We start from the raw sequence: 17,628 nt of genomic DNA on the forward strand, positions 1-17,628 counted from the left end.
ATTTCTGTTACTCCTTATTTTTTTTAATATCCCAAAAGCTTCAAGACATCTTCCGGTTGCTGTTCTTCCCGGAAAACTTCGTAAGTGAAGTTGCCTTCATCATCTTTATTAATGAGAATATGTTTTGGTTGCGGCATCAAGCAATGGTGAACACCACCATAACCAGCAATCGTTTCCTGATATGCTCCTGTATGGAAAAACCCGATGTACAAAGGTTTGGTATCGCTGAAAACCGGCAAATAAATCGCGTTCGTGTGCTGCTCGGAATTGTAATAATCATCGGAATCGCAAGTCAATCCGCCCAAGAAAACCCTTTCGTAGGTATCTTCCCAACGATTCAAAGGAAGCATGATAAAGTGACGCGAAATCGCCCATGTATCCGGCAAAGTCGTCATGAAAGAAGAATCGATCATGTTCCATTTTTCTCTGTCGTTCTGGCGTTTTTGGGAAATAATTTTATATAAATGTCCACCACTTTCACCAACGGTAAAACTACCAAATTCGGTATAAATATTAGGTTCTTCTACGCCTTCTTCCTCACAGAATTTCTTGATCTGCGAAACGATTTCGTTCACCATATATTGGTAATCATAATCAAAATTCAAAGAAGTTTTGATTGGGAAACCGCCACCGATATTCAAGGAATCCACTTCAGGAGCAATTTTCTTCAAACGTGCATAAACTCGAAGACATTTGTACAATTCGTTCCAATAATACGCGGTATCTTTAATTCCGGTATTGATGAAGAAATGCAGCATTTTCAATCTCGCGTTCGGATGTTCCGCAATTTTTTGTGAGTAATAAGGAATAATGTCTTTGTAACCAATTCCCAATCTTGAGGTATAAAATTCAAATTTCGGTTCTTCCTCAGAAGCGATTCGGATTCCGATATTGAAAGTAGTATCAATACTTTCGGTCAGTTTATCGAGTTCCCGGTAATTATCGAGAATCGGGGTGATGTTTTCGAAGCCACTGTTGATTAAATCGGAAATTTTCGCCAAATAATCATCGGTTTTGAAGCCGTTGCAAATCACCTCCACGTTCTTGTCGAATTTTCCTTTATCGAAGAGCGATTTCACGATATCCATGTCATAAGCAGACGAAGTTTCTAGTGAAATATCATTTTTCAGTGCTTCTTCTAATACAAATGCAAAATGGCTTGACTTGGTACAATAACAATAGCGATATCCTTTCTTGTAATCGTTTTTTTCAATGGCCTCTTTGAACCACGCTTTTGCGCGTTGGATATTGGTGGAAATTTTCGGGAGATAATTAAATTTCAAAGGAGTACCAAACTTTTCGACGACCTCCATCAGCGGAATATCGTGAAATTGCAAAGTATTTTCCGAGACATTGAATTCTTCAGTCGGGAAATACAGGGTCTGGTCGATCAATTCTGAATATTTAATTTTCATTTTTAAAGAGTCATATTTACGGGTTGAGAGTGCAAATTTGGTGAAAAAAGTTGGTTTTTTATTTTAAATTTATCACAAAAAATAAATTCCGAGAAAAAACCACAGAAGGTGAAACTTTTATAGCAGCAGCTTTCTTTTTAATGAGCGACAAAAACCACCAATTCGCCTCTTTCAAAATCGATTATCACTTGATCTTCTGAAGCAAAATTACGGGTTCCTATTTTCCCGGTGATGTTGAGATTTTCTTTATTTAAAGGCCAATTGAGTCCTTTTGTAGAAATCGATTCTGCCAAAGGAAATGGAAACAAGGAAATCATTTTCCCTTTTACATTTTCCAATACTAAATGATTCGGTGCAAAAAAATAGGTTGAAAATTCATCGTAAAAAGTAATTTCCATTTGGTTTTTAAAGCGCGACACAACGGTTAAATTGCCCAGAAAATGATCCATTTCGCCACCGCTTCCTCCGTAAACATCTATTTTACTGAATCCTTTCTCCGCAATAATTTCTAAAGATTTCTCAAAATCGGTTTTATCTTGGTCGGGAGTATGAATAAATTTTTCGTGATAAATATTCTCATCTTTTCCCAAGTGCGAATCGAAATCTCCGGAAATAAAATCGAGTTGATCGAGTGGGAAGTTCTTTTCTTTTAAATAATGAAAAGCCCCATCAGAACAGGCAATCAATGAATAACCTTCTGTTTCGGGGAGTTTTTCGGGCGGAATTCCGTTGATAAATAAAAGGGCTTTCTCCATTGAAATTATCGTTCGTTGGGATTCCAATATTCTTCGGTCTCTTGGTTTAATTTTGAAACATAACGCGCCAATACGAACAAATAATCCGACAATCGGTTGAGATATTTAATGAGTTCCGGACGAACTTCTTCGGATTCATTCAGGAAAACCAAACTTCTTTCGGCTCTTCGGCAAACAGTTCGGCAGATATGAAGCGATGTTGCCGCTTTACCACCGCCAGGGAGAATGAAATACTGAAGCGGTTCCAATTCTTTTTCAAATTCGTCCATCCAATTTTCGAGTTCCTCGATTTCAGTTTCGGAAATCATCAGTGAAAGTCGAGATTTTCCGTTCGCCAAAGTCAATTTATCGGTCGGTGTAGCCGATTCTGAACCCACGGTAAACAAATCAAACTGTATTTTTTTGAGTTGTGCCAATACTTTTTCGTCGTGAATTTCGCTTTTTGCAAATCCTATGAAAGAATTCAGCTCATCGATATTTCCGTAAGATTCAACCCTTGCGGAAGCTTTGGAAACACGTGTTCCGCCGTAAAGTGCAGTTTCTCCTTTATCGCCGGTTTTGGTATAGATTTTCATGAATTTTTCTTTTAGGTAAAAGTAATGATTTTTTTTCGCGCAATTTCTTATCCCTTTTTTACCAAAAAATATTTAAGTTCTCAAACAGTTTCGGAGAGTTCATCGAGAACAATTTTCCATAATTTTTTATTAAAACTTCTGAAAAAATTGATGTGTCCAATTTCTTTTTGATCAGATTCTTCGGTTTTGATTTCTCTGTAACGCTTTTTTAAATTCGGATATGCCTTATTCATCAAGCTTTCCATTCCTTTCTTCGTCACCCATGGATCATCTTCAGCGTGAATAATCATTGTTTCCTGCGTTAGTTTTTTGGAATAATCTTCCTCAATTTTTTCAAAAAGTCGGCTGGTTGATTTTTGATGAAGAATTAAAGTTTGCCAATCGAATGCGACGCCTTTTGGCAAAGATTCGCCCAAACCAAACCAATGCGCCGGGAAGTAACCGAACAAAGCGGTGGTAATCGGCAATGCAATTCCGAATCCGAGAAGTGCAGTTGCACCAATTTTAAAATTTAAATTTCCAAAATATGCATCCTGAGTAGCGACAAAAACAAACTTTTGGAAGATTGCAGAATCTGAATTCATTCCCATAATCAGCGCACCAACGGAATGTCCGAGAGCAAATTTCTTTTCGTGGGGATATTTTTTTTTAATGAAATCGGTGAGCGTTTTGTAATCACAAGTTCCCCAAATCCGCATTGAACTTTGAAAATGTTTCATTTTTTGAGGTTTCGATTCACCGATTCCGCTGTAGTCATAAGTGATGACTGTAAATCCGTTTTGACTCATGTATTTCGCAAACGAAAAATAAACCTGCTGCTTCACTCCCGTTGCGGAATTGATGAGCAACAATTTCCCTATCGGGTTTTCGGGCTCGAAAATCTTTACAGAAAGAGCAAAACCTTCTGTGTTTTTCAGAAATAATTCTTTCATGGCTCAAAAAAAATCACTTATAAGAAAGTGATTTTAATTTTTTAAAAGTATTTAATTTATCACTGATAAAAAAGAATTTTCACAATGATCGACATAGGACTCTATTGACCAATCACGTCTTTCAGATAAGGCAAACCGCTCTGCGAACCTCTGTTTTTGGCTACTTTTAAGGAAACTTCATTCCCGAAACGCACACAATGGTCAATGGAATTTTGATGACAAAGCGCCACCGCAAACCCAGAAGTGAAGGCATCTCCCATTCCCATTTTATGAAGCATCGAATCGTGATCGTTTCGGTAATATTTCATTTCGGAACCATTAAAATATGTAGTAGAATTGGTATCATCTCGCACAAAAAGTTTGTTGGGATATTTTCTCAAAATTTCTTCTCGCTGATCTTCCCCGAAAACGATGGACAATTCATTGCTTTTTGCGACGATAAAGTCAGCTTTTTCGATCACTTCCTGAGACAATTTTTTGGCCGGAGAAGCGTAAATTCCAACTTGTGTCTGGTTATTTTTAGCGAGATCAACAGTGAATTCCACTACTTCCATAGGAATTTCAAGCTGTAGCAAAACCAAATCTGCAGTAGCAAAATATTTTTCTGCATTGGCTACGTGTTTTGTCTTTAAGGCATAATTAGAAGCGGGAACTACAACGATGGAATTAATTCCTTCTGCGGAAGAAGTAACATAGGCCGTTCCTGTTGAGCTTTCTTGATTTTCTGCTACAAAACCTACATTGATTCCCTCATCAACCATATTTCTTAGAATCTGCTGCCCGAAAGGATCCATCCCAACACAGCCAATAAAATATACACTTGCTCCAAGTCTTGCTGTCCCAACGGCTTGATTAGCGCCTTTTCCACCGAAAAAACTCTCCGACTTATTGGCCATTACCGTTTCATTAGGCTGCGGAAGATGATCAGTATTGAGTACCAAATCGATGGAAGAACTGCCTACAACAATAATTTTGGGTTGCTCTGACGTGATATTCATAAAATTTGAAATTATTTATGCTTTAAATAGCAAAGGCGCGATATATCGCGCCTTATGACTGCTGAACAAATTTATCCTTTTAATTACAATTGAAGAAATTATTTAACTTAAATTAACTCCCAATTTCGATAAATTCTGTAATAATTTTTACGGGTTCACTATCGTTGGCGAAACCGATATAACTTGCATAAAATCCCTCTCCATAACCGGTCTCAAAAGCGAAAATATTTCCCGACTTTTCTTCATCCGGCTTTAGGAAAGCAAACTGATCGATGGCTCCGTTTTCATCAAAAAAATGTTCATGGAAAAACTCTTCGTAAATCCCCATAAAATCGGCTCCTTTGCGATGAAACAATCTTTTTTCCAGATGATTCAGGCAATCTTGGGTTTCTGCATCCATCAAACATCCCATTCCGCTTTCTACCGGATAACCAAAAATCTCTTCGCCTTTCAATTCCGCAATATCCTGACCTTCGGTAGTGGCGAGTTTCCATTCTGAAACGGGAGCATCCTTGAAAACAATTTCTACATAAGCTATACAATTGCTCTCTCTTTCTTTGTGTACCAAAACCGGAAATTCACCTTTCGGAAAAGCTTTCTCAAACGCCTTCATATCATTCGTAATCAGTGGATCACAAGCGACAATCTGTCCCGTTGGAAGATTGATTTTTCCAACATCAAAGGTTTCTAATAAAGGATTTTCGACAAAGTTTTTGCTGAAAAGTTTGGAGATATTCTCGATATGCGTCATGGTTTTGGCGGGTTTAATAAGGGTTTACAGCGTACTTAGTTTGGCTTCCAACAATGCAATTTTGTCCTGTGCATCTTTTTGTTTTTTGCGTTCAGCTTCTACAACTTCCGGTTTTGCGTTGGCCACAAATTTCTCGTTAGAAAGTTTCTTTTCCACCGAAAGCAAAAATCCTTTCAGGTATTTAATTTCTTCTTCGGTTTTCGCTTTTTCTTCGGCTAAATCGAGGTTTTCGCTTAATGGAATTGAAATTTCAACAGAACCTACCAAGAAAGTAAAACTTGGTTTATCGGTTTTTTGTCCGAAATTAATTTCCGAAACGTTGGCTAATTTCTTAATTAAATTTTCATTCTCAAAAGCGGTTGCATTGGTGAAAACTTCCACGCTTTCTCTTGGTGAAATCCCTTTGCTTTGGCGGTAATTTCTAATTCCGGAAATCAATTCTTTCGCGGAATCGAAATGTTTAATTAAATCTTGGTTAAAGACTTCCGGCTTTCTTTGTTGTGCGATTACCAAAGCGTTTTCCGGAGTTCTTTCGGCTATATTCTGCCATAATTCTTCCGACAAAAACGGCATGAATGGGTGAATCAGTTTCATTAATTCCTCAAAATAAAGAATCGTTTGATCATAAACTTCTTTGGAAACCGGCGCTCCATAACCAGGTTTGATGGCTTCGAGGTACCAAGAACAGAAATCGTCCCAAATCAATTTATACAACAAATGCAGCGCATCCGAAATTCTAAATTTCTCGAATTGATCGGCAACTTCGGCAATTGTTTTGTCCATTTGTTGACCAAACCAATCGATGGCTTGTCGATCTGCTTCATTGGCTTTGATGTTTTCATCCTTATTCCAACCTTGAACAAGTCGGTAAGCATTCCAGATTTTGGTGGCGAAATTTCTTCCTTGCAACATCAATTCTTCATCGAAAAGCAAGTCGTTTCCGGCCGCTGAACTCATTAAAATTCCTACACGAACACTATCGGCACCGTATTTTTCAATCAGTTCAATCGGATCCGGAGAATTTCCGAGTGATTTCGACATTTTTCTGCGTTGTTTATCCCGCACAATTCCTGTAAAATAAACATTTTTGAAAGGAACTTCTTTACGATATTCCAAACCTGCCATGATCATTCGCGCCACCCAGAAGAAAATAATATCCGGACCGGTCACCAAATCGGAGGTTGGGTAATAATAATTGATATCTTTATTTTCAGGATCCAACATTCCGTCGAATACCGAAATCGGCCACAACCACGAAGAAAACCAAGTGTCGAGCGCGTCTTCATCTTGCTTTAAGTTGTCCGTTTTTAGTTGATCGTTGTTGGTTTTTTGTTTTGCTAAAACTAAAGCTTCTTCGATGGTTTCGGCAACTACAAAATCGTTTTCTCCATCACCGTAGAAAAACGCAGGAATTTGTTGTCCCCACCATAATTGTCGGGAAATATTCCAGTCGCGGATGTTTTCCATCCAGTGTTTATAGGTGTTTTTGAATTTTTCTGGGTGGAATTTAATTTCATCATTCATAACCACATCCAAAGCAGGTTTGCCTAATTCACTCATCTTCAAGAACCACTGCACGGAAACTTTCGGCTCAATCACTGCGCCGGTTCTTTCGGAAGTTCCTACTTTATTCACGTAATCTTCTGCTTTTAACAAAAGATTTTTTTCTTCTAATTCTTTTGCAATCAGTTTACGAACTTCGAATCTGTTTTTCCCGGAATAGTGTTGTCCGTGGTCGTTTAAGTTGGCATCATCATCCAAAGAATCAATCATCGGAAGACCGTGTCTTTGTCCGATTTCGTAATCATTGGTATCATGAGCCGGCGTAATTTTGAGCGCTCCTGTTCCGAATTCGATATCTACATAATCGTCTTCAATAATCGGAATTACACGATTTACAATCGGGATGATTACTTTTTTTCCTTTCAAATGGGCATATCTTTCATCATTCGGGTTCACACAAATGGCAGTATCGCCGAAAATGGTTTCAGGACGCGTGGTTGCTACTGAAAGGAATTCTTCGCTGCCTTCAATTTTATATTTAAGATAAAATAATTTTCCGTTTTGCTCTTTGAAGATCACCTCTTCATCAGAAATATTAGTTTTTGCTTCCGGATCCCAGTTTACCATTCGGTAACCGCGGTAAATTAAGCCTTTGTTGTACAAATCCACGAAAGATTTGATGACTTGCTGGGAAAGTTTTGGCTCCATGGTGAAGCGAGTTCTGTCCCAATCGCAAGAACAACCGAGTTTTTTGAGCTGTTCGAGGATGGTTCCGCCGTATTTATCGGTCCAATCCCATGCATGTTTCAGAAACTCATCGCGAGAAATCTCGGATTTGTTGATGCCTTCAGATTTCAGTTTGGCTACTACTTTAGCTTCTGTTGCAATAGAAGCATGATCGGTTCCCGGAACCCAACATGCGTTGAAACCTTGCATTCTGGCTCTTCGCACCAAAACATCTTGGATGGTATTGTTCAGCATGTGTCCCATATGGAGAATCCCCGTAACGTTTGGTGGCGGAATCACAATGGTATATGGTGGTTTTTCGTTGGGCTCTGAATGGAAATATTTATTTTCGAGCCAATAGCTGTACCATTTATTTTCGGTATCCTGAGGATTGTATTTTTCTGAAATCTGCATAAATCTTTACTTTATCTTAATCGTTGCAAAAATAGGTAAATAAAAAAAATTATTCGCCTACAGAAATAATTTTTAACTTTGCCCCGATAATTTCATCAAAAATTTAAATAACATTTAAAAAAATATGAAAAAAGTATTAGCCGGTTTATTTCTAACTGCATCTTTCGCATTTGCCTCTGCACAAACGATTTCTTTCGATAAAACTACTTTTGATTATGGAACTGTGAAAAGCGGATCAGACGGTCATAGAGTGTTTGTTGTGAAAAACACAGGAGATAGACCATTAATCATCTCTAAAGTTCAAGCATCTTGTGGATGTACAACCCCAGAATGGAGCCAAGATCCCATTATGCCTGGAAAAACAGCACAAATTAAAGTAGGTTATAACACCACGATTGTTGGTCCTTTCACTAAAATCATCGAAGTATATTCTAACGATCCAGAAAATAGCAGATCAGTAATCAATATTAAAGGCATTGTAGAAAATGGTGAAGTTCCTACAAAAACTGAAATGAAAGACACCGTTATCCCTGCTAAAGCTAAAAAAGCAGTGAAAAAAGTAGCTGCAAAGTAATTGCAGAAAAAATATATTTTAAAATCACTTCATCATTGGAGTGATTTTTTTATTTTTAACTAAAATAAAAAATATGGATTTAGATTTCAGCGACAATTTCATTGTAAAAGGAAAGTTTTCAATCAAAGATTTAGAAACCGAATACAAAGGAGATTTAGATAAAGAAGCCGGCGAAAAAATGCTTTTAAACGAAAAAATTAAGCTTCGGGAATTGCAGGAAAGATTGTACGCCGATTCCGGAAAGTCGCTTCTGGTTGTTCTTCAAGCGATGGACGGTGCCGGAAAAGATTCTCTGATTGAACACGTTTTCGGAGGTGTAAATCCACAAGGTTGCGAAGTTACCAGTTTCAAAACGCCTAGCTCTAAGGAATATTCCCACGATTTTTTGTGGAGACATTATATTGCACTGCCTGAGAAAGGAAAAATCGGAATTTTCAACAGAAGTCACTACGAAAGTGTTTTGGTTTGCAAAGTACATCCAGAATACAACCTCAGCGAAAAAGTTTGGGATTCAGTGGAAGAATTTGATGATGAATTCTGGGAAAACCGCTACGAAAGTATTCGCAATTTCGAAAAACACTTGGCCAATAACGGAACTACAATCATTAAAATTTTCCTGAATATTTCTAAAAAAGAACAGAAAAAAAGATTTCTGGATCGCATCGATGAACAGGAAAAAAACTGGAAATTCTCAATGGGCGATTTGCCGGAACGCGCACTGTGGGACGATTACATGAACGCTTATGAAAAAGCCATCACCGAAACATCAAAAGATTACGCACCTTGGTTTGTGATTCCTGCGGATGACAAATGGTTCGCGCGGGTTGCGGCCATTCAAATCATCATCGATGCTTTGGAAGGAATGAATTTGAAATTCCCGAAACTTTCAGCGGAAGATCAAAAAGAGTTGGAAGGAGCAAGAAAACAACTGGAAAGCGAATAAAATCCCATTAAAAAACCACAAGAAAAACTATAAGCCGGATTCTGTAAATTCGCCGAAGCGAAAATGCCTGTTATTTATCTGCGCTTTACATTGCTGCAAAGCTTTAGCTGTTTACCCCTCGGTTTTTGGAGCGAGCAACTCCTATTTTCATTGCTGAAAAAATCCGATATACTTAACATTGCACCGCAAAGAGTTTACCTGGTTTCACTATAAATTAATATACATACTTTCTGTTGCACTTGTCCTGATCTCGCGACCGACGGGTGTTACCCGCTTTGCTGCTCTGTGGTGTCCGGACTTTCCTACCCCGGTTTCCCGGAATCAACAAGCCGTTCTTCTTGTGGCGGACAAAGATAACAAATTTTGCAGAGTATGTATTTTTGGAAAGAAATTTGCAGTGAACTCTTTTTTTTTAAATAATTTTACCCCTATGGAAGTAGATGTAACCCAAATAAAATATATTGATATAGTTTACCAGGTTTTGGAACGTTGGTACACCAAATTTGCTGAAATCACCCCAAATCTGGTGGTCGGAATCATCGTATTTGTGTTGATTTTAATGATGAGTTCTTATCTGAGTAAACTCTCGGTGAGTATTTTTCATCGTTTTTTTCCTAAAAGCAAAAACAACTCTATCGTTACCTTGATCGGGGTTTTCAAATTCCTGATTATCCTAATGGGAGCCTTCATCGCATTCGAAATTATGGGATTGGGAGGATTTGTAATGAAATTCCTCGGAAGTTTAGGGGTTGCCGGTGTTATCGCTGGGGTTGCGCTGAAAGATTTGGTTTCCTCGATGTTTTCCGGCATGCTGATCGGTTTCGATAAAGCCTTTGCTGTAGGAGATTATGTTTCTATTAAAGGGATTTCCGGCACCGTAGAAACCATTGGGTTTCTCACAACCAAAGTAATTACTGATGAAGGTAAAAAAGTTTACATTCCGAACCAGCTGATTTTCAGCGCACCATTCATCAATTATTCCGCTTCTTCTCAAAGAAAGATTTTTATCGACCTGGAAATTCCCAATAACGAAGATTTAGAAAAAGCGAAAAAAGTAATTATTGACGAAATAAAAACCTTCGATTTTGCTGATAATACAGATCAATCTGAAGTTATTTTCTTAAAACAAAGTCTCGGTATTTTCTATCTGGAAGCGAGATTCCAAATGAAAGCCGGCGAAAAAATTGCTCAAGTACGAAGCGAAGCACTATTGAAAATTAAGAAAAAACTAGACGAAAACGGAATTCAACTGGCCACACAAACACAAATTGATTCCACCAACACCAACTCATAACAAAAAAACGCACCTAAATAAAGGTGCGTTTTTCTTTTATAAGATGAGAATTTTAGTGACCTAAAACTTCTTTTACTTTATTAGCAGCTTCTTCCAAAGTAATTGCTGAATGTACTGGCAAACCAGAGTTATCAATCAATTGTTTTGCTTCAACCGCGTTGGTTCCTTGAAGACGAACGATCAAAGGAACAGGAAGGCTTCCCATTGCTTTGTAAGCATCTACAACACCTTGTGCAACTCTGTCGCAACGTACGATTCCACCGAAGATGTTGATCAAGATTGCTTTCACGTTTGGATCTTTCAAGATGATTCCAAATGCTTTTTGTACTCTTTCTGCATCAGCAGTTCCACCTACATCAAGGAAGTTGGCTGGGTTACCTCCGGATAATTTAATGATATCCATAGTTGCCATTGCCAAACCAGCTCCGTTTACCATACAAGCCACATCACCATCCAATTTCACGAAGTTCAAACCAGCTTCACCAGCTTCAACATCGGTAGGATCTTCTTCTCTTGTATCTCTTAATGCTGCTAAATCTTTGTGACGGAAAAGTGCATTACCATCCAAAGTTACTTTTGCATCTACCGCGATAATTTTATCATCAGAAGTTTTCAAAACCGGGTTGATTTCGAAAAGTGATGCATCAATTCCTACGTAAGCATTGTAAAGATTGGTGATGAATTTAGTGAATTCTTTGAAAGCATTTCCAGATAAGCCAAGGTTGAAAGCGATTTTTCTTGTTTGGAAACCTTGCAATCCTAAAGCCGGATCGATTACTTCTTTATGAATCAAGTGAGGCGTTACTTCAGCAACGTGCTCAATATCCATTCCTCCTTCGGTAGAATATACTACGGTATTTTTCCCTAAAGCTCTATCCAAAAGGATAGAAACATAATATTCTTTGGTTTCGGATGCTCCCGGATAGTACACATCTTCTGCAACCAATACGAAGTTTACTTTTTTACCTTCAGCAGAAGTTTGTGGAGTTACCAACTGCATTCCGATGATGTTTTGTGCGTTTTCTTTCAGTTTCTCCAAGTTTGGTGAGAACTTTACACCTCCACCTTTACCACGTCCACCTGCGTGAACCTGAGCTTTTACCACCCAACCGTCCGCACCGCCGGTTAATTCTTTTAATTTATTGGCTGCATCTACTGCTTCATCCACATTGTTTGCTACAAAACCGCGCTGGATATTTACGCCGTATTTTGCTAAAATCTCTTTTGACTGATACTCGTGAAGATTCATAATATTTGAATTAGATTTAATTTTTTTATAAGATTGACAAATTTAAGAAAAAGTTAGAAGATTGATGCCAGAACCCATTAATTTTTAATAATTTCTTGCGGCTTCTTTGCAGATTTCCAAATACGCTTCGGGCATTCTCGAGAAATAATTGCTCTCATAATATTCATCGGAATGCGGAATATAAATACTATACGATTTCCCAATAGGAATCAGCGGAATAAAAAATAAAGTGATATAGCTTTTGAAAATTTTAATCTCAGCATTCACCATAAAACCATTTTTATTGATTTTTCGGGTTTCTTGTCCGACTAATTTTTTGGTATTTCCCGCTATGAAAAAGAACATATTCGGAAGTGATTTTAGATTTTATGTTTTAAAAAATAAAAAATCAACATCGCCCAGGAAATAATCATCAAAAGTCCTCCAAGTGGCGTAATTGGGCCGAGAAATTTCAAATTGGCATTCCAAACTTCGCTGAAACTCAAGAAGTAAATGCTCACCGAGAACAGAAATGTTCCAACAATCATTAAAATAGAAATCCATTTTTCTGAAGGCGTTTCAAACTTTAAAATATATCCGACAATCAGCAAAAACAACGCGGAATACATTTGATATCTAACACCTGTTTCGAAAGTTTCGAGTTTTTCTACCGATAATATTTTCCGAAAAGCATGCGCTCCAAACGCTCCTAAAATCACAGAAAGCAGTCCGTAAACCGCGCCAACAACTAATGTAAATGTTTTCATATTAAAATTCTCCTTTTTGATACATGATAAAAATTTGTGCCACGACCGATAAAATGCCGATTAAAACAAACATCCACCAAAATCGCTTCGATTTTGAAAATCCTTGTTCTTTGGTGAGTTTCAGAAACACTCCGAAAATTAAAAGCAATAGCCCTAAAAATAGTTGAAACATCGTCGGTTTATTTATTTCTTAAATTGTTAAATTCATTAATCACTTCGTGATGCGTCACGGTTTTGTCTTTAAAGTAATTCACAAAATACTGTTTCTCTTCTTCTGTTGCACCCAACTGGTTCAGGATATTGAGAAGGTGCATTTTCATGTGACCTTTCTGGATTCCAGTGGTGGTCAATGATCGTAAAGCCGCAAAATTCTGCGCCAATCCGGAAACCGCCAAAATACTCATCAATTCCTGTGCGGAAGGTTTTCCTAAAAGCGCTAAAGAAAATTTCACCAAAGGATGAAGATTCGTCAAACCACCGACAACGCCCACGGAAATCGGCAGATCGATCCAAAACCTAAAAACCCCGTTATCAATCGTGCAATGCGTCAAACTCGAGTATTTTCCGTCTTTTGCTGCGTAGGCATGCGCACAAGCTTCTGTTGCACGGAAATCGTTTCCAGTTGCGATTACTACCGCATCTACGCCGTTCATAATTCCTTTGTTGTGTGTAGTTGCGCGGAAAGGTTCGATTTCGGCAATGGTTACGGCGCGTTTGAATTTGGTAGCAAATTCTTCATTAGAAATTCCGCTGTCATCATTCAAATCCTCAATTTTACAAGAAACCTCCGCTCTTACGATACAGTCCGGAGTGAAATTCGACAGAATATTCATCACAATTTGCAAAGAATCTTTTTCCTCTTGGGAAAAGGTTTCTTCATTCGCAACTTCTTCCTTCAAAGTTTTTCCAAACTGCTCCAAGCAAGAGTTGATGAAATTTGCACCCATTGAATCTACCGTGTCAAAACTAGCTTTCAACTGGAAATAATTTTCCATATCCGCGGTTTTGTCGATCAAACGAATATTGAGAATACCACCGCCGCGATTGCGCATGTTTTTGGTGATATCTTCAGTCGCTTCAAAGAGTTTTTTCTTTAATTTAAAATTAAAAAAATGAAGCACTTTATGAGGTTCTACATTTAAAATAAAATGGGTGTGACCGAGCTTTTTAGTATTAATGATGGTGGTTTTAAAACCTCCTTTGTCGATCCAGAATTTAGCAGATTTTGATGCTGCTGCCACCACCGAACTTTCTTCTACCGCCATTGGCAAAGCCAATAATTTCCCATCAATCAAGAAATTCGGAGCAATTCCGTAAGGCATATAAAAATTGGAAATCGTGTTCTCCGAAAACTCGTCGTGGAGCTTCTGAAGTTCCGGATTTTCGTTCCAATATTGTTTGAGTACGTTTTCGTAAGATTGGTCTCCTTCTAAATATTCGTTGACAATCCAATCAATTTTTCCTTGTTTTGATAGCTTGGAAAAGCCTTCTACCGGCTGATGATTCATAGCAATTTAATTAAGTTTCAAAGATAGCGATTTTTAGTCGGAAGAGGAAGTTGCAGAACGGAAGTTTTATCATCCTCTTCAAACAAAAAAGTCACCGAGTTTTTTCGGTGACCTTATGTTTTGGTTTTAAAAGACTTTTAATCCAGCTGAGTTCCGAGGAATTCCCATTCCTGCAACGCCAAATCGAGTTCCTCTTTTTTAGCTTTATATATTTCTAAAGTTTCTTCAGACGGATTTTCTTTAGCAAAACCCGCTTCCATTTCTTCAATTTTCAACTCTAATTCAGAGATTTTCTCTTCGATTTTTTTGATTTTATTCTGAATATTTTTTTGATCTTTCGAAACAATTACCGGTTTCTTTTCTACTGGTTTTTCTACGATTTTTTCAACTACAGGCTCGTTTCTCATTTCCTGCAATTTCGATTTCTCAGCAGAAACTTCTCTGATGCTTTCTTTCTGGCGGAAATCCAGATATTCATTCACATCACCTAAAAATTCTTTCATTCTTCCATCACGGAATTCAAAGATCTTATCGCTCAATCCTTGTAAGAATTCCCTGTCGTGGGAAATCACAATCAGCGTTCCTTCGAATTTCTGCAAAGCCAATTTGATAATTTCCTTCGATTGAATATCAAGGTGGTTCGTCGGCTCATCCATAATCAAAGTATTGAACGGACGCAGCAACAATTTACACAAAGCCAAACGGTTTCTTTCCCCTCCGGAAAGCACTTTGGTTTTTTTCTGCACATCTTCTCCTTGGAAAAGGAAACTTCCTAGCAAATCTCTCACTCTCGGTCGAGTTTCTTCGGTTGCAGCATCTTCTGCTTCTTCCAGAACTGTTTTATTAGGCGTTAAAACCTCTTCCTGGTTTTGGGCAAAATAGCCAATATTCACGTTATGTCCTAATTCCCACTGGCCGGAATAATCTTTGATTTCTCCGGATAGAATTTTTGCCAAGGTGGTTTTCCCCTGTCCGTTTTGTCCCAACAAAGCGATACGATCGCCACGTTCTACAAAGAAATCTACTTTATCGAAAACCTGCTTATTGCCATAGGATTTACCTAAATTTTTTGCCTCGAAAATCACTTTTCCAGGAACAATAGATTGTACGAAACGAATATTGAATTTGGAAACGTCTTCGTTATCGATTTCAATTCGTTCGATCTTATCGAGTTTTTTAATTAAAGACTGTGCAAAAGAAGCCTTCGTAGCACTCGCCCGGAACCGGTTGATGTTATCTTCCATCTGTTTGATTTCGGCATCTTGGTTTTTCTTGGCTTGGGTTAGTTTTTCTTTACGCTCTTTACTTAACTCCAAATATTTGGTATAATTGGCTTTATAATCGTCAACTTTTTTATTATTAATATCGAAAGTTCGGTTACAAACTGAGGTCATGAATTGCTTATCGTGACTCACCAAAACGATTGCACCAGGATAATCCTTCAAAAATTCTTCTAACCAGATGATCGATTCCATATCGAGGTGGTTGGTCGGCTCATCGAGAAGCATCAAATCGTTTTTCTGAAGAAGAAGTTTGGCCAATTCAATTCTCATTCGCCAACCTCCGGAAAACTCGTCAGTGATTTTTCGGAAATCATCTGCTTTAAAACCTAATCCCAGCAATACTTTTTCTACATCGCCTTCCAAATTATAAGCGTCATGATGCATCAAAAGATCATTCAACTCGGTCATTCTGTGGATCAGATTTTCATAGGAATCGCTTTCGTAGTCGGTTCTGGTCACCAATTGATGATTCACCTCATCAAGCTCATTTTTCATGGCATTAATTTGCTCAAAAGCCTGCAAAGTTTCGTCCCACACGGTTCGACCTTTCACAAAATCAAGATCTTGTTTTAGAAATCCGATGGTGATATTTCCTTCTGGAACAATGCTACCTTCGTAGAAATTGATTTCTCCGGTAAGCATTTTCAACAAAGTAGATTTTCCGGCTCCGTTTTTACCAACCAAACCGATTTTATCGTCTTTTTTAATGGTAAAATTCACATTTTGAAAGAGATAATTCCCTGAGTGATGAAGACCTAAGCCCTGAACTGACAACATATATATTAAGCAATTAGAAATGAGTATTTTCGAGCGGCAAAAGTACGGAAACTTATTGAATTGCTCTATTTTTCGACGCCAGAGAAATATTGTCGAAGGATGAAGCATTTTTTTTAACTTTAATGCGCTTTAAAATCATTAAAATGAAAAAAATTTCTGCCTTCCTTTTATTGCTAATGAATTTATGGATTCATGCGCAACAATTGAATGTGATGACTTTCAACATCCGGCTTTCTGTAGAATCTGATCAAGAAAATTCTTGGAATAACCGAAAAAATGATGTTTTACAACTGCTCGACTATTATCATCCTGATATTTTCGGGGTTCAAGAGGCTGTTCCGCAACAAATGACCGACTTGAAAAACGGTTTAAAAAACTATAATTCTGTAGGAGTGGGTCGTGATGACGGCGCCAATAAAGGCGAATATTCTGCAATTTTTTATGACGAAACCCAACTTCAAGTTCTGCAATCAGGAACTTTTTGGTTGAGTGAAACCCCGGAAAAGCCATCGAAAGGTTGGGATGCGGCTTACAATAGAGTTTGCACTTATGCTTTATTTAAAATGAAAAAAGGCAGTAAAAAATTCTGGGCGTTTAATGTTCATTTCGATCACGTGGGAAATGTGGCAAGAGCGAATTCGGCGAAATTAATTCTGGAAAAAATAAATCAGTTTAATACCAAAAATCTTCCTGTTGTTCTTACCGGAGATTTTAATTTAACGGATGAAACCACCCCAATAAAAATACTTTCTGAGCAGCTTTCCAACACGTATTATCATTCCAAAAAGCCACATTACGGCCCTAACGGAACTTTCACTGCATTCGATACCAATAGCATTCCTAAAGAAAGGATTGATTATATTTTCGTGAAAAACTTCGATTGCGAAACACTTCGCACCATCAATGACAGACGGGAAAACTTGTTGTATCCTTCGGATCATTTTCCGGTTCTGGCTGAACTGAAATTTAGATAAAAAAATCCATCAGATGACTCCGATGGATAAACACAAATGATGAAAAAAAAATTATTCTTCAGCCATAAATGGATCAAGAATAAAGCAAAGAAAAATAATATAATTGACATAGCAAAATCTAATCCTTCTTATTTTCTCAAAATAACGCATTTGCACTGATAATCAGACCAATAAAAATAGTCTCTTTCTAATTTAATCTTAAATTCCAAGA

General features: G+C 37.7%; 17 protein-coding genes and 1 other RNA gene. 4 read left to right on the forward strand and 14 right to left on the reverse strand.

Features of this window, described 5'->3' with window-relative positions; translation table 11 throughout:
* Positions 1-23 precede the first annotated feature (23 nt).
* From NOV28_RS07040 to NOV28_RS07070, 7 genes are all read right to left on the reverse strand, one after another.
* Complete coding sequence (locus NOV28_RS07040) at positions 24-1,415, reverse strand: type III PLP-dependent enzyme domain-containing protein (protein ID WP_255929073.1); 1,392 nt, start codon at positions 1,413-1,415, stop codon at positions 24-26.
* 137 nt (positions 1,416-1,552) lie between these two features.
* Positions 1,553-2,170, reverse strand: coding sequence for a thiamine diphosphokinase (locus NOV28_RS07045; RefSeq protein ID WP_255929076.1), 618 nt, complete (start codon positions 2,168-2,170; stop codon positions 1,553-1,555).
* Positions 2,171-2,175: 5 nt separating this feature from the next.
* Positions 2,176-2,745: a cob(I)yrinic acid a,c-diamide adenosyltransferase gene (locus NOV28_RS07050; RefSeq protein WP_255929078.1), complete on the reverse strand. Its 570-nt coding sequence runs from the start codon at positions 2,743-2,745 to the stop codon at positions 2,176-2,178.
* Between the two features lie 80 nt (positions 2,746-2,825).
* Complete coding sequence (locus NOV28_RS07055) at positions 2,826-3,677, reverse strand: alpha/beta hydrolase family protein (protein WP_255929081.1); 852 nt, start codon at positions 3,675-3,677, stop codon at positions 2,826-2,828.
* 101 nt (positions 3,678-3,778) lie between these two features.
* Complete coding sequence (locus tag NOV28_RS07060) at positions 3,779-4,675, reverse strand: ribokinase (protein ID WP_255929083.1); 897 nt, start codon at positions 4,673-4,675, stop codon at positions 3,779-3,781.
* Between the two features lie 112 nt (positions 4,676-4,787).
* A complete protein-coding gene (locus NOV28_RS07065; protein WP_255929085.1) occupies positions 4,788-5,426 on the reverse strand; it encodes a DUF4241 domain-containing protein in 639 nt (212 codons plus the stop codon).
* Between the two features lie 24 nt (positions 5,427-5,450).
* Positions 5,451-8,069 carry a valine--tRNA ligase gene (locus NOV28_RS07070; protein ID WP_255929093.1) on the reverse strand — a complete coding sequence of 873 codons (2,619 nt, stop codon included), beginning with the start codon at positions 8,067-8,069 and terminating at the stop codon, positions 5,451-5,453.
* Between the two features lie 124 nt (positions 8,070-8,193).
* Between NOV28_RS07070 and NOV28_RS07075 the strand changes: the two genes are divergently transcribed.
* Positions 8,194-8,643, forward strand: coding sequence for a DUF1573 domain-containing protein (locus tag NOV28_RS07075; RefSeq protein WP_255929095.1), 450 nt, complete (start codon positions 8,194-8,196; stop codon positions 8,641-8,643).
* Between the two features lie 73 nt (positions 8,644-8,716).
* The gene (locus NOV28_RS07080; RefSeq protein ID WP_255929104.1) at positions 8,717-9,586 is read left to right on the forward strand and encodes a polyphosphate kinase 2 family protein; all 870 of its coding nucleotides are present in this window, start codon (positions 8,717-8,719) and stop codon (positions 9,584-9,586) included.
* A 14-nt stretch (positions 9,587-9,600) separates the two neighbouring features.
* Here the strand turns inward: NOV28_RS07080 and rnpB are convergent.
* Positions 9,601-9,927: RNase P RNA component class A (rnpB, locus tag NOV28_RS07085), an RNA gene on the reverse strand.
* Between the two features lie 89 nt (positions 9,928-10,016).
* Here rnpB and NOV28_RS07090 point away from each other — a divergent pair.
* On the forward strand, positions 10,017-10,880 hold the full coding sequence (locus NOV28_RS07090) for a mechanosensitive ion channel family protein (protein ID WP_255929106.1): 864 nt from the start codon (positions 10,017-10,019) through the stop codon (positions 10,878-10,880).
* Positions 10,881-10,932: 52 nt separating this feature from the next.
* Here the strand turns inward: NOV28_RS07090 and sucC are convergent, their stop codons facing one another.
* The 6 genes from sucC to NOV28_RS07120 all read right to left on the reverse strand — a co-directional run bounded on the left by sucC (position 10,933) and on the right by NOV28_RS07120 (position 16,443).
* A complete protein-coding gene (gene sucC, locus NOV28_RS07095) occupies positions 10,933-12,129 on the reverse strand; it encodes an ADP-forming succinate--CoA ligase subunit beta (RefSeq protein WP_255929108.1) in 1,197 nt (398 codons plus the stop codon).
* Between the two features lie 84 nt (positions 12,130-12,213).
* Positions 12,214-12,474, reverse strand: coding sequence for a zinc ribbon domain-containing protein (locus NOV28_RS07100; protein WP_255929110.1), 261 nt, complete (start codon positions 12,472-12,474; stop codon positions 12,214-12,216).
* Between the two features lie 14 nt (positions 12,475-12,488).
* Positions 12,489-12,875: a DUF423 domain-containing protein gene (locus NOV28_RS07105; protein WP_255929112.1), complete on the reverse strand. Its 387-nt coding sequence runs from the start codon at positions 12,873-12,875 to the stop codon at positions 12,489-12,491.
* 1 nt (position 12,876) lies between these two features.
* Positions 12,877-13,047, reverse strand: coding sequence for a hypothetical protein (locus tag NOV28_RS07110; protein ID WP_255929114.1), 171 nt, complete (start codon positions 13,045-13,047; stop codon positions 12,877-12,879).
* A 7-nt stretch (positions 13,048-13,054) separates the two neighbouring features.
* Positions 13,055-14,383, reverse strand: a complete 1,329-nt coding sequence (locus NOV28_RS07115) for a hydroxymethylglutaryl-CoA reductase, degradative (protein ID WP_255929116.1) — start codon at positions 14,381-14,383, stop codon at positions 13,055-13,057.
* A 137-nt stretch (positions 14,384-14,520) separates the two neighbouring features.
* Complete coding sequence (locus NOV28_RS07120; RefSeq protein WP_255929126.1) at positions 14,521-16,443, reverse strand: ABC-F family ATP-binding cassette domain-containing protein; 1,923 nt, start codon at positions 16,441-16,443, stop codon at positions 14,521-14,523.
* Between the two features lie 143 nt (positions 16,444-16,586).
* Between NOV28_RS07120 and NOV28_RS07125 the strand changes: the two genes are divergently transcribed.
* Positions 16,587-17,417: an endonuclease/exonuclease/phosphatase family protein gene (locus tag NOV28_RS07125; RefSeq protein ID WP_255929128.1), complete on the forward strand. Its 831-nt coding sequence runs from the start codon at positions 16,587-16,589 to the stop codon at positions 17,415-17,417.
* The last annotated feature ends 211 nt before the right edge of the window (positions 17,418-17,628 follow it).

Origin of the sequence: Kaistella montana (genome assembly GCF_024436175.1) — a bacterium.
Taxonomy (GTDB): domain Bacteria; phylum Bacteroidota; class Bacteroidia; order Flavobacteriales; family Weeksellaceae; genus Kaistella; species Kaistella montana.

Excerpts from the sequence above, each read along its gene's own strand:
- sucC (WP_255929108.1), bottom strand. The coding sequence starts at position 12,129 with ATGAATCTTCACGAGTATCAGTCAAAAGAGATTTTAGCAAAATACGGC.
- NOV28_RS07060 (WP_255929083.1), bottom strand. The coding sequence starts at position 4,675 with ATGAATATCACGTCAGAGCAACCCAAAATTATTGTTGTAGGCAGTTCT.
- NOV28_RS07105 (WP_255929112.1), bottom strand. The coding sequence starts at position 12,875 with ATGAAAACATTTACATTAGTTGTTGGCGCGGTTTACGGACTGCTTTCT.
- NOV28_RS07100 (WP_255929110.1), bottom strand. The coding sequence starts at position 12,474 with ATGTTCTTTTTCATAGCGGGAAATACCAAAAAATTAGTCGGACAAGAA.
- NOV28_RS07080 (WP_255929104.1), top strand. The coding sequence starts at position 8,717 with ATGGATTTAGATTTCAGCGACAATTTCATTGTAAAAGGAAAGTTTTCA.
- NOV28_RS07110 (WP_255929114.1), bottom strand. The coding sequence starts at position 13,047 with ATGTTTCAACTATTTTTAGGGCTATTGCTTTTAATTTTCGGAGTGTTT.
- NOV28_RS07090 (WP_255929106.1), top strand. The coding sequence starts at position 10,017 with ATGGAAGTAGATGTAACCCAAATAAAATATATTGATATAGTTTACCAG.
- NOV28_RS07075 (WP_255929095.1), top strand. The coding sequence starts at position 8,194 with ATGAAAAAAGTATTAGCCGGTTTATTTCTAACTGCATCTTTCGCATTT.
- NOV28_RS07040 (WP_255929073.1), bottom strand. The coding sequence starts at position 1,415 with ATGAAAATTAAATATTCAGAATTGATCGACCAGACCCTGTATTTCCCG.
- NOV28_RS07065 (WP_255929085.1), bottom strand. The coding sequence starts at position 5,426 with ATGACGCATATCGAGAATATCTCCAAACTTTTCAGCAAAAACTTTGTC.
- NOV28_RS07120 (WP_255929126.1), bottom strand. The coding sequence starts at position 16,443 with ATGTTGTCAGTTCAGGGCTTAGGTCTTCATCACTCAGGGAATTATCTC.
- NOV28_RS07115 (WP_255929116.1), bottom strand. The coding sequence starts at position 14,383 with ATGAATCATCAGCCGGTAGAAGGCTTTTCCAAGCTATCAAAACAAGGA.
- NOV28_RS07070 (WP_255929093.1), bottom strand. The coding sequence starts at position 8,069 with ATGCAGATTTCAGAAAAATACAATCCTCAGGATACCGAAAATAAATGG.
- NOV28_RS07050 (WP_255929078.1), bottom strand. The coding sequence starts at position 2,745 with ATGAAAATCTATACCAAAACCGGCGATAAAGGAGAAACTGCACTTTAC.
- NOV28_RS07125 (WP_255929128.1), top strand. The coding sequence starts at position 16,587 with ATGAAAAAAATTTCTGCCTTCCTTTTATTGCTAATGAATTTATGGATT.
- NOV28_RS07045 (WP_255929076.1), bottom strand. The coding sequence starts at position 2,170 with ATGGAGAAAGCCCTTTTATTTATCAACGGAATTCCGCCCGAAAAACTC.
- NOV28_RS07055 (WP_255929081.1), bottom strand. The coding sequence starts at position 3,677 with ATGAAAGAATTATTTCTGAAAAACACAGAAGGTTTTGCTCTTTCTGTA.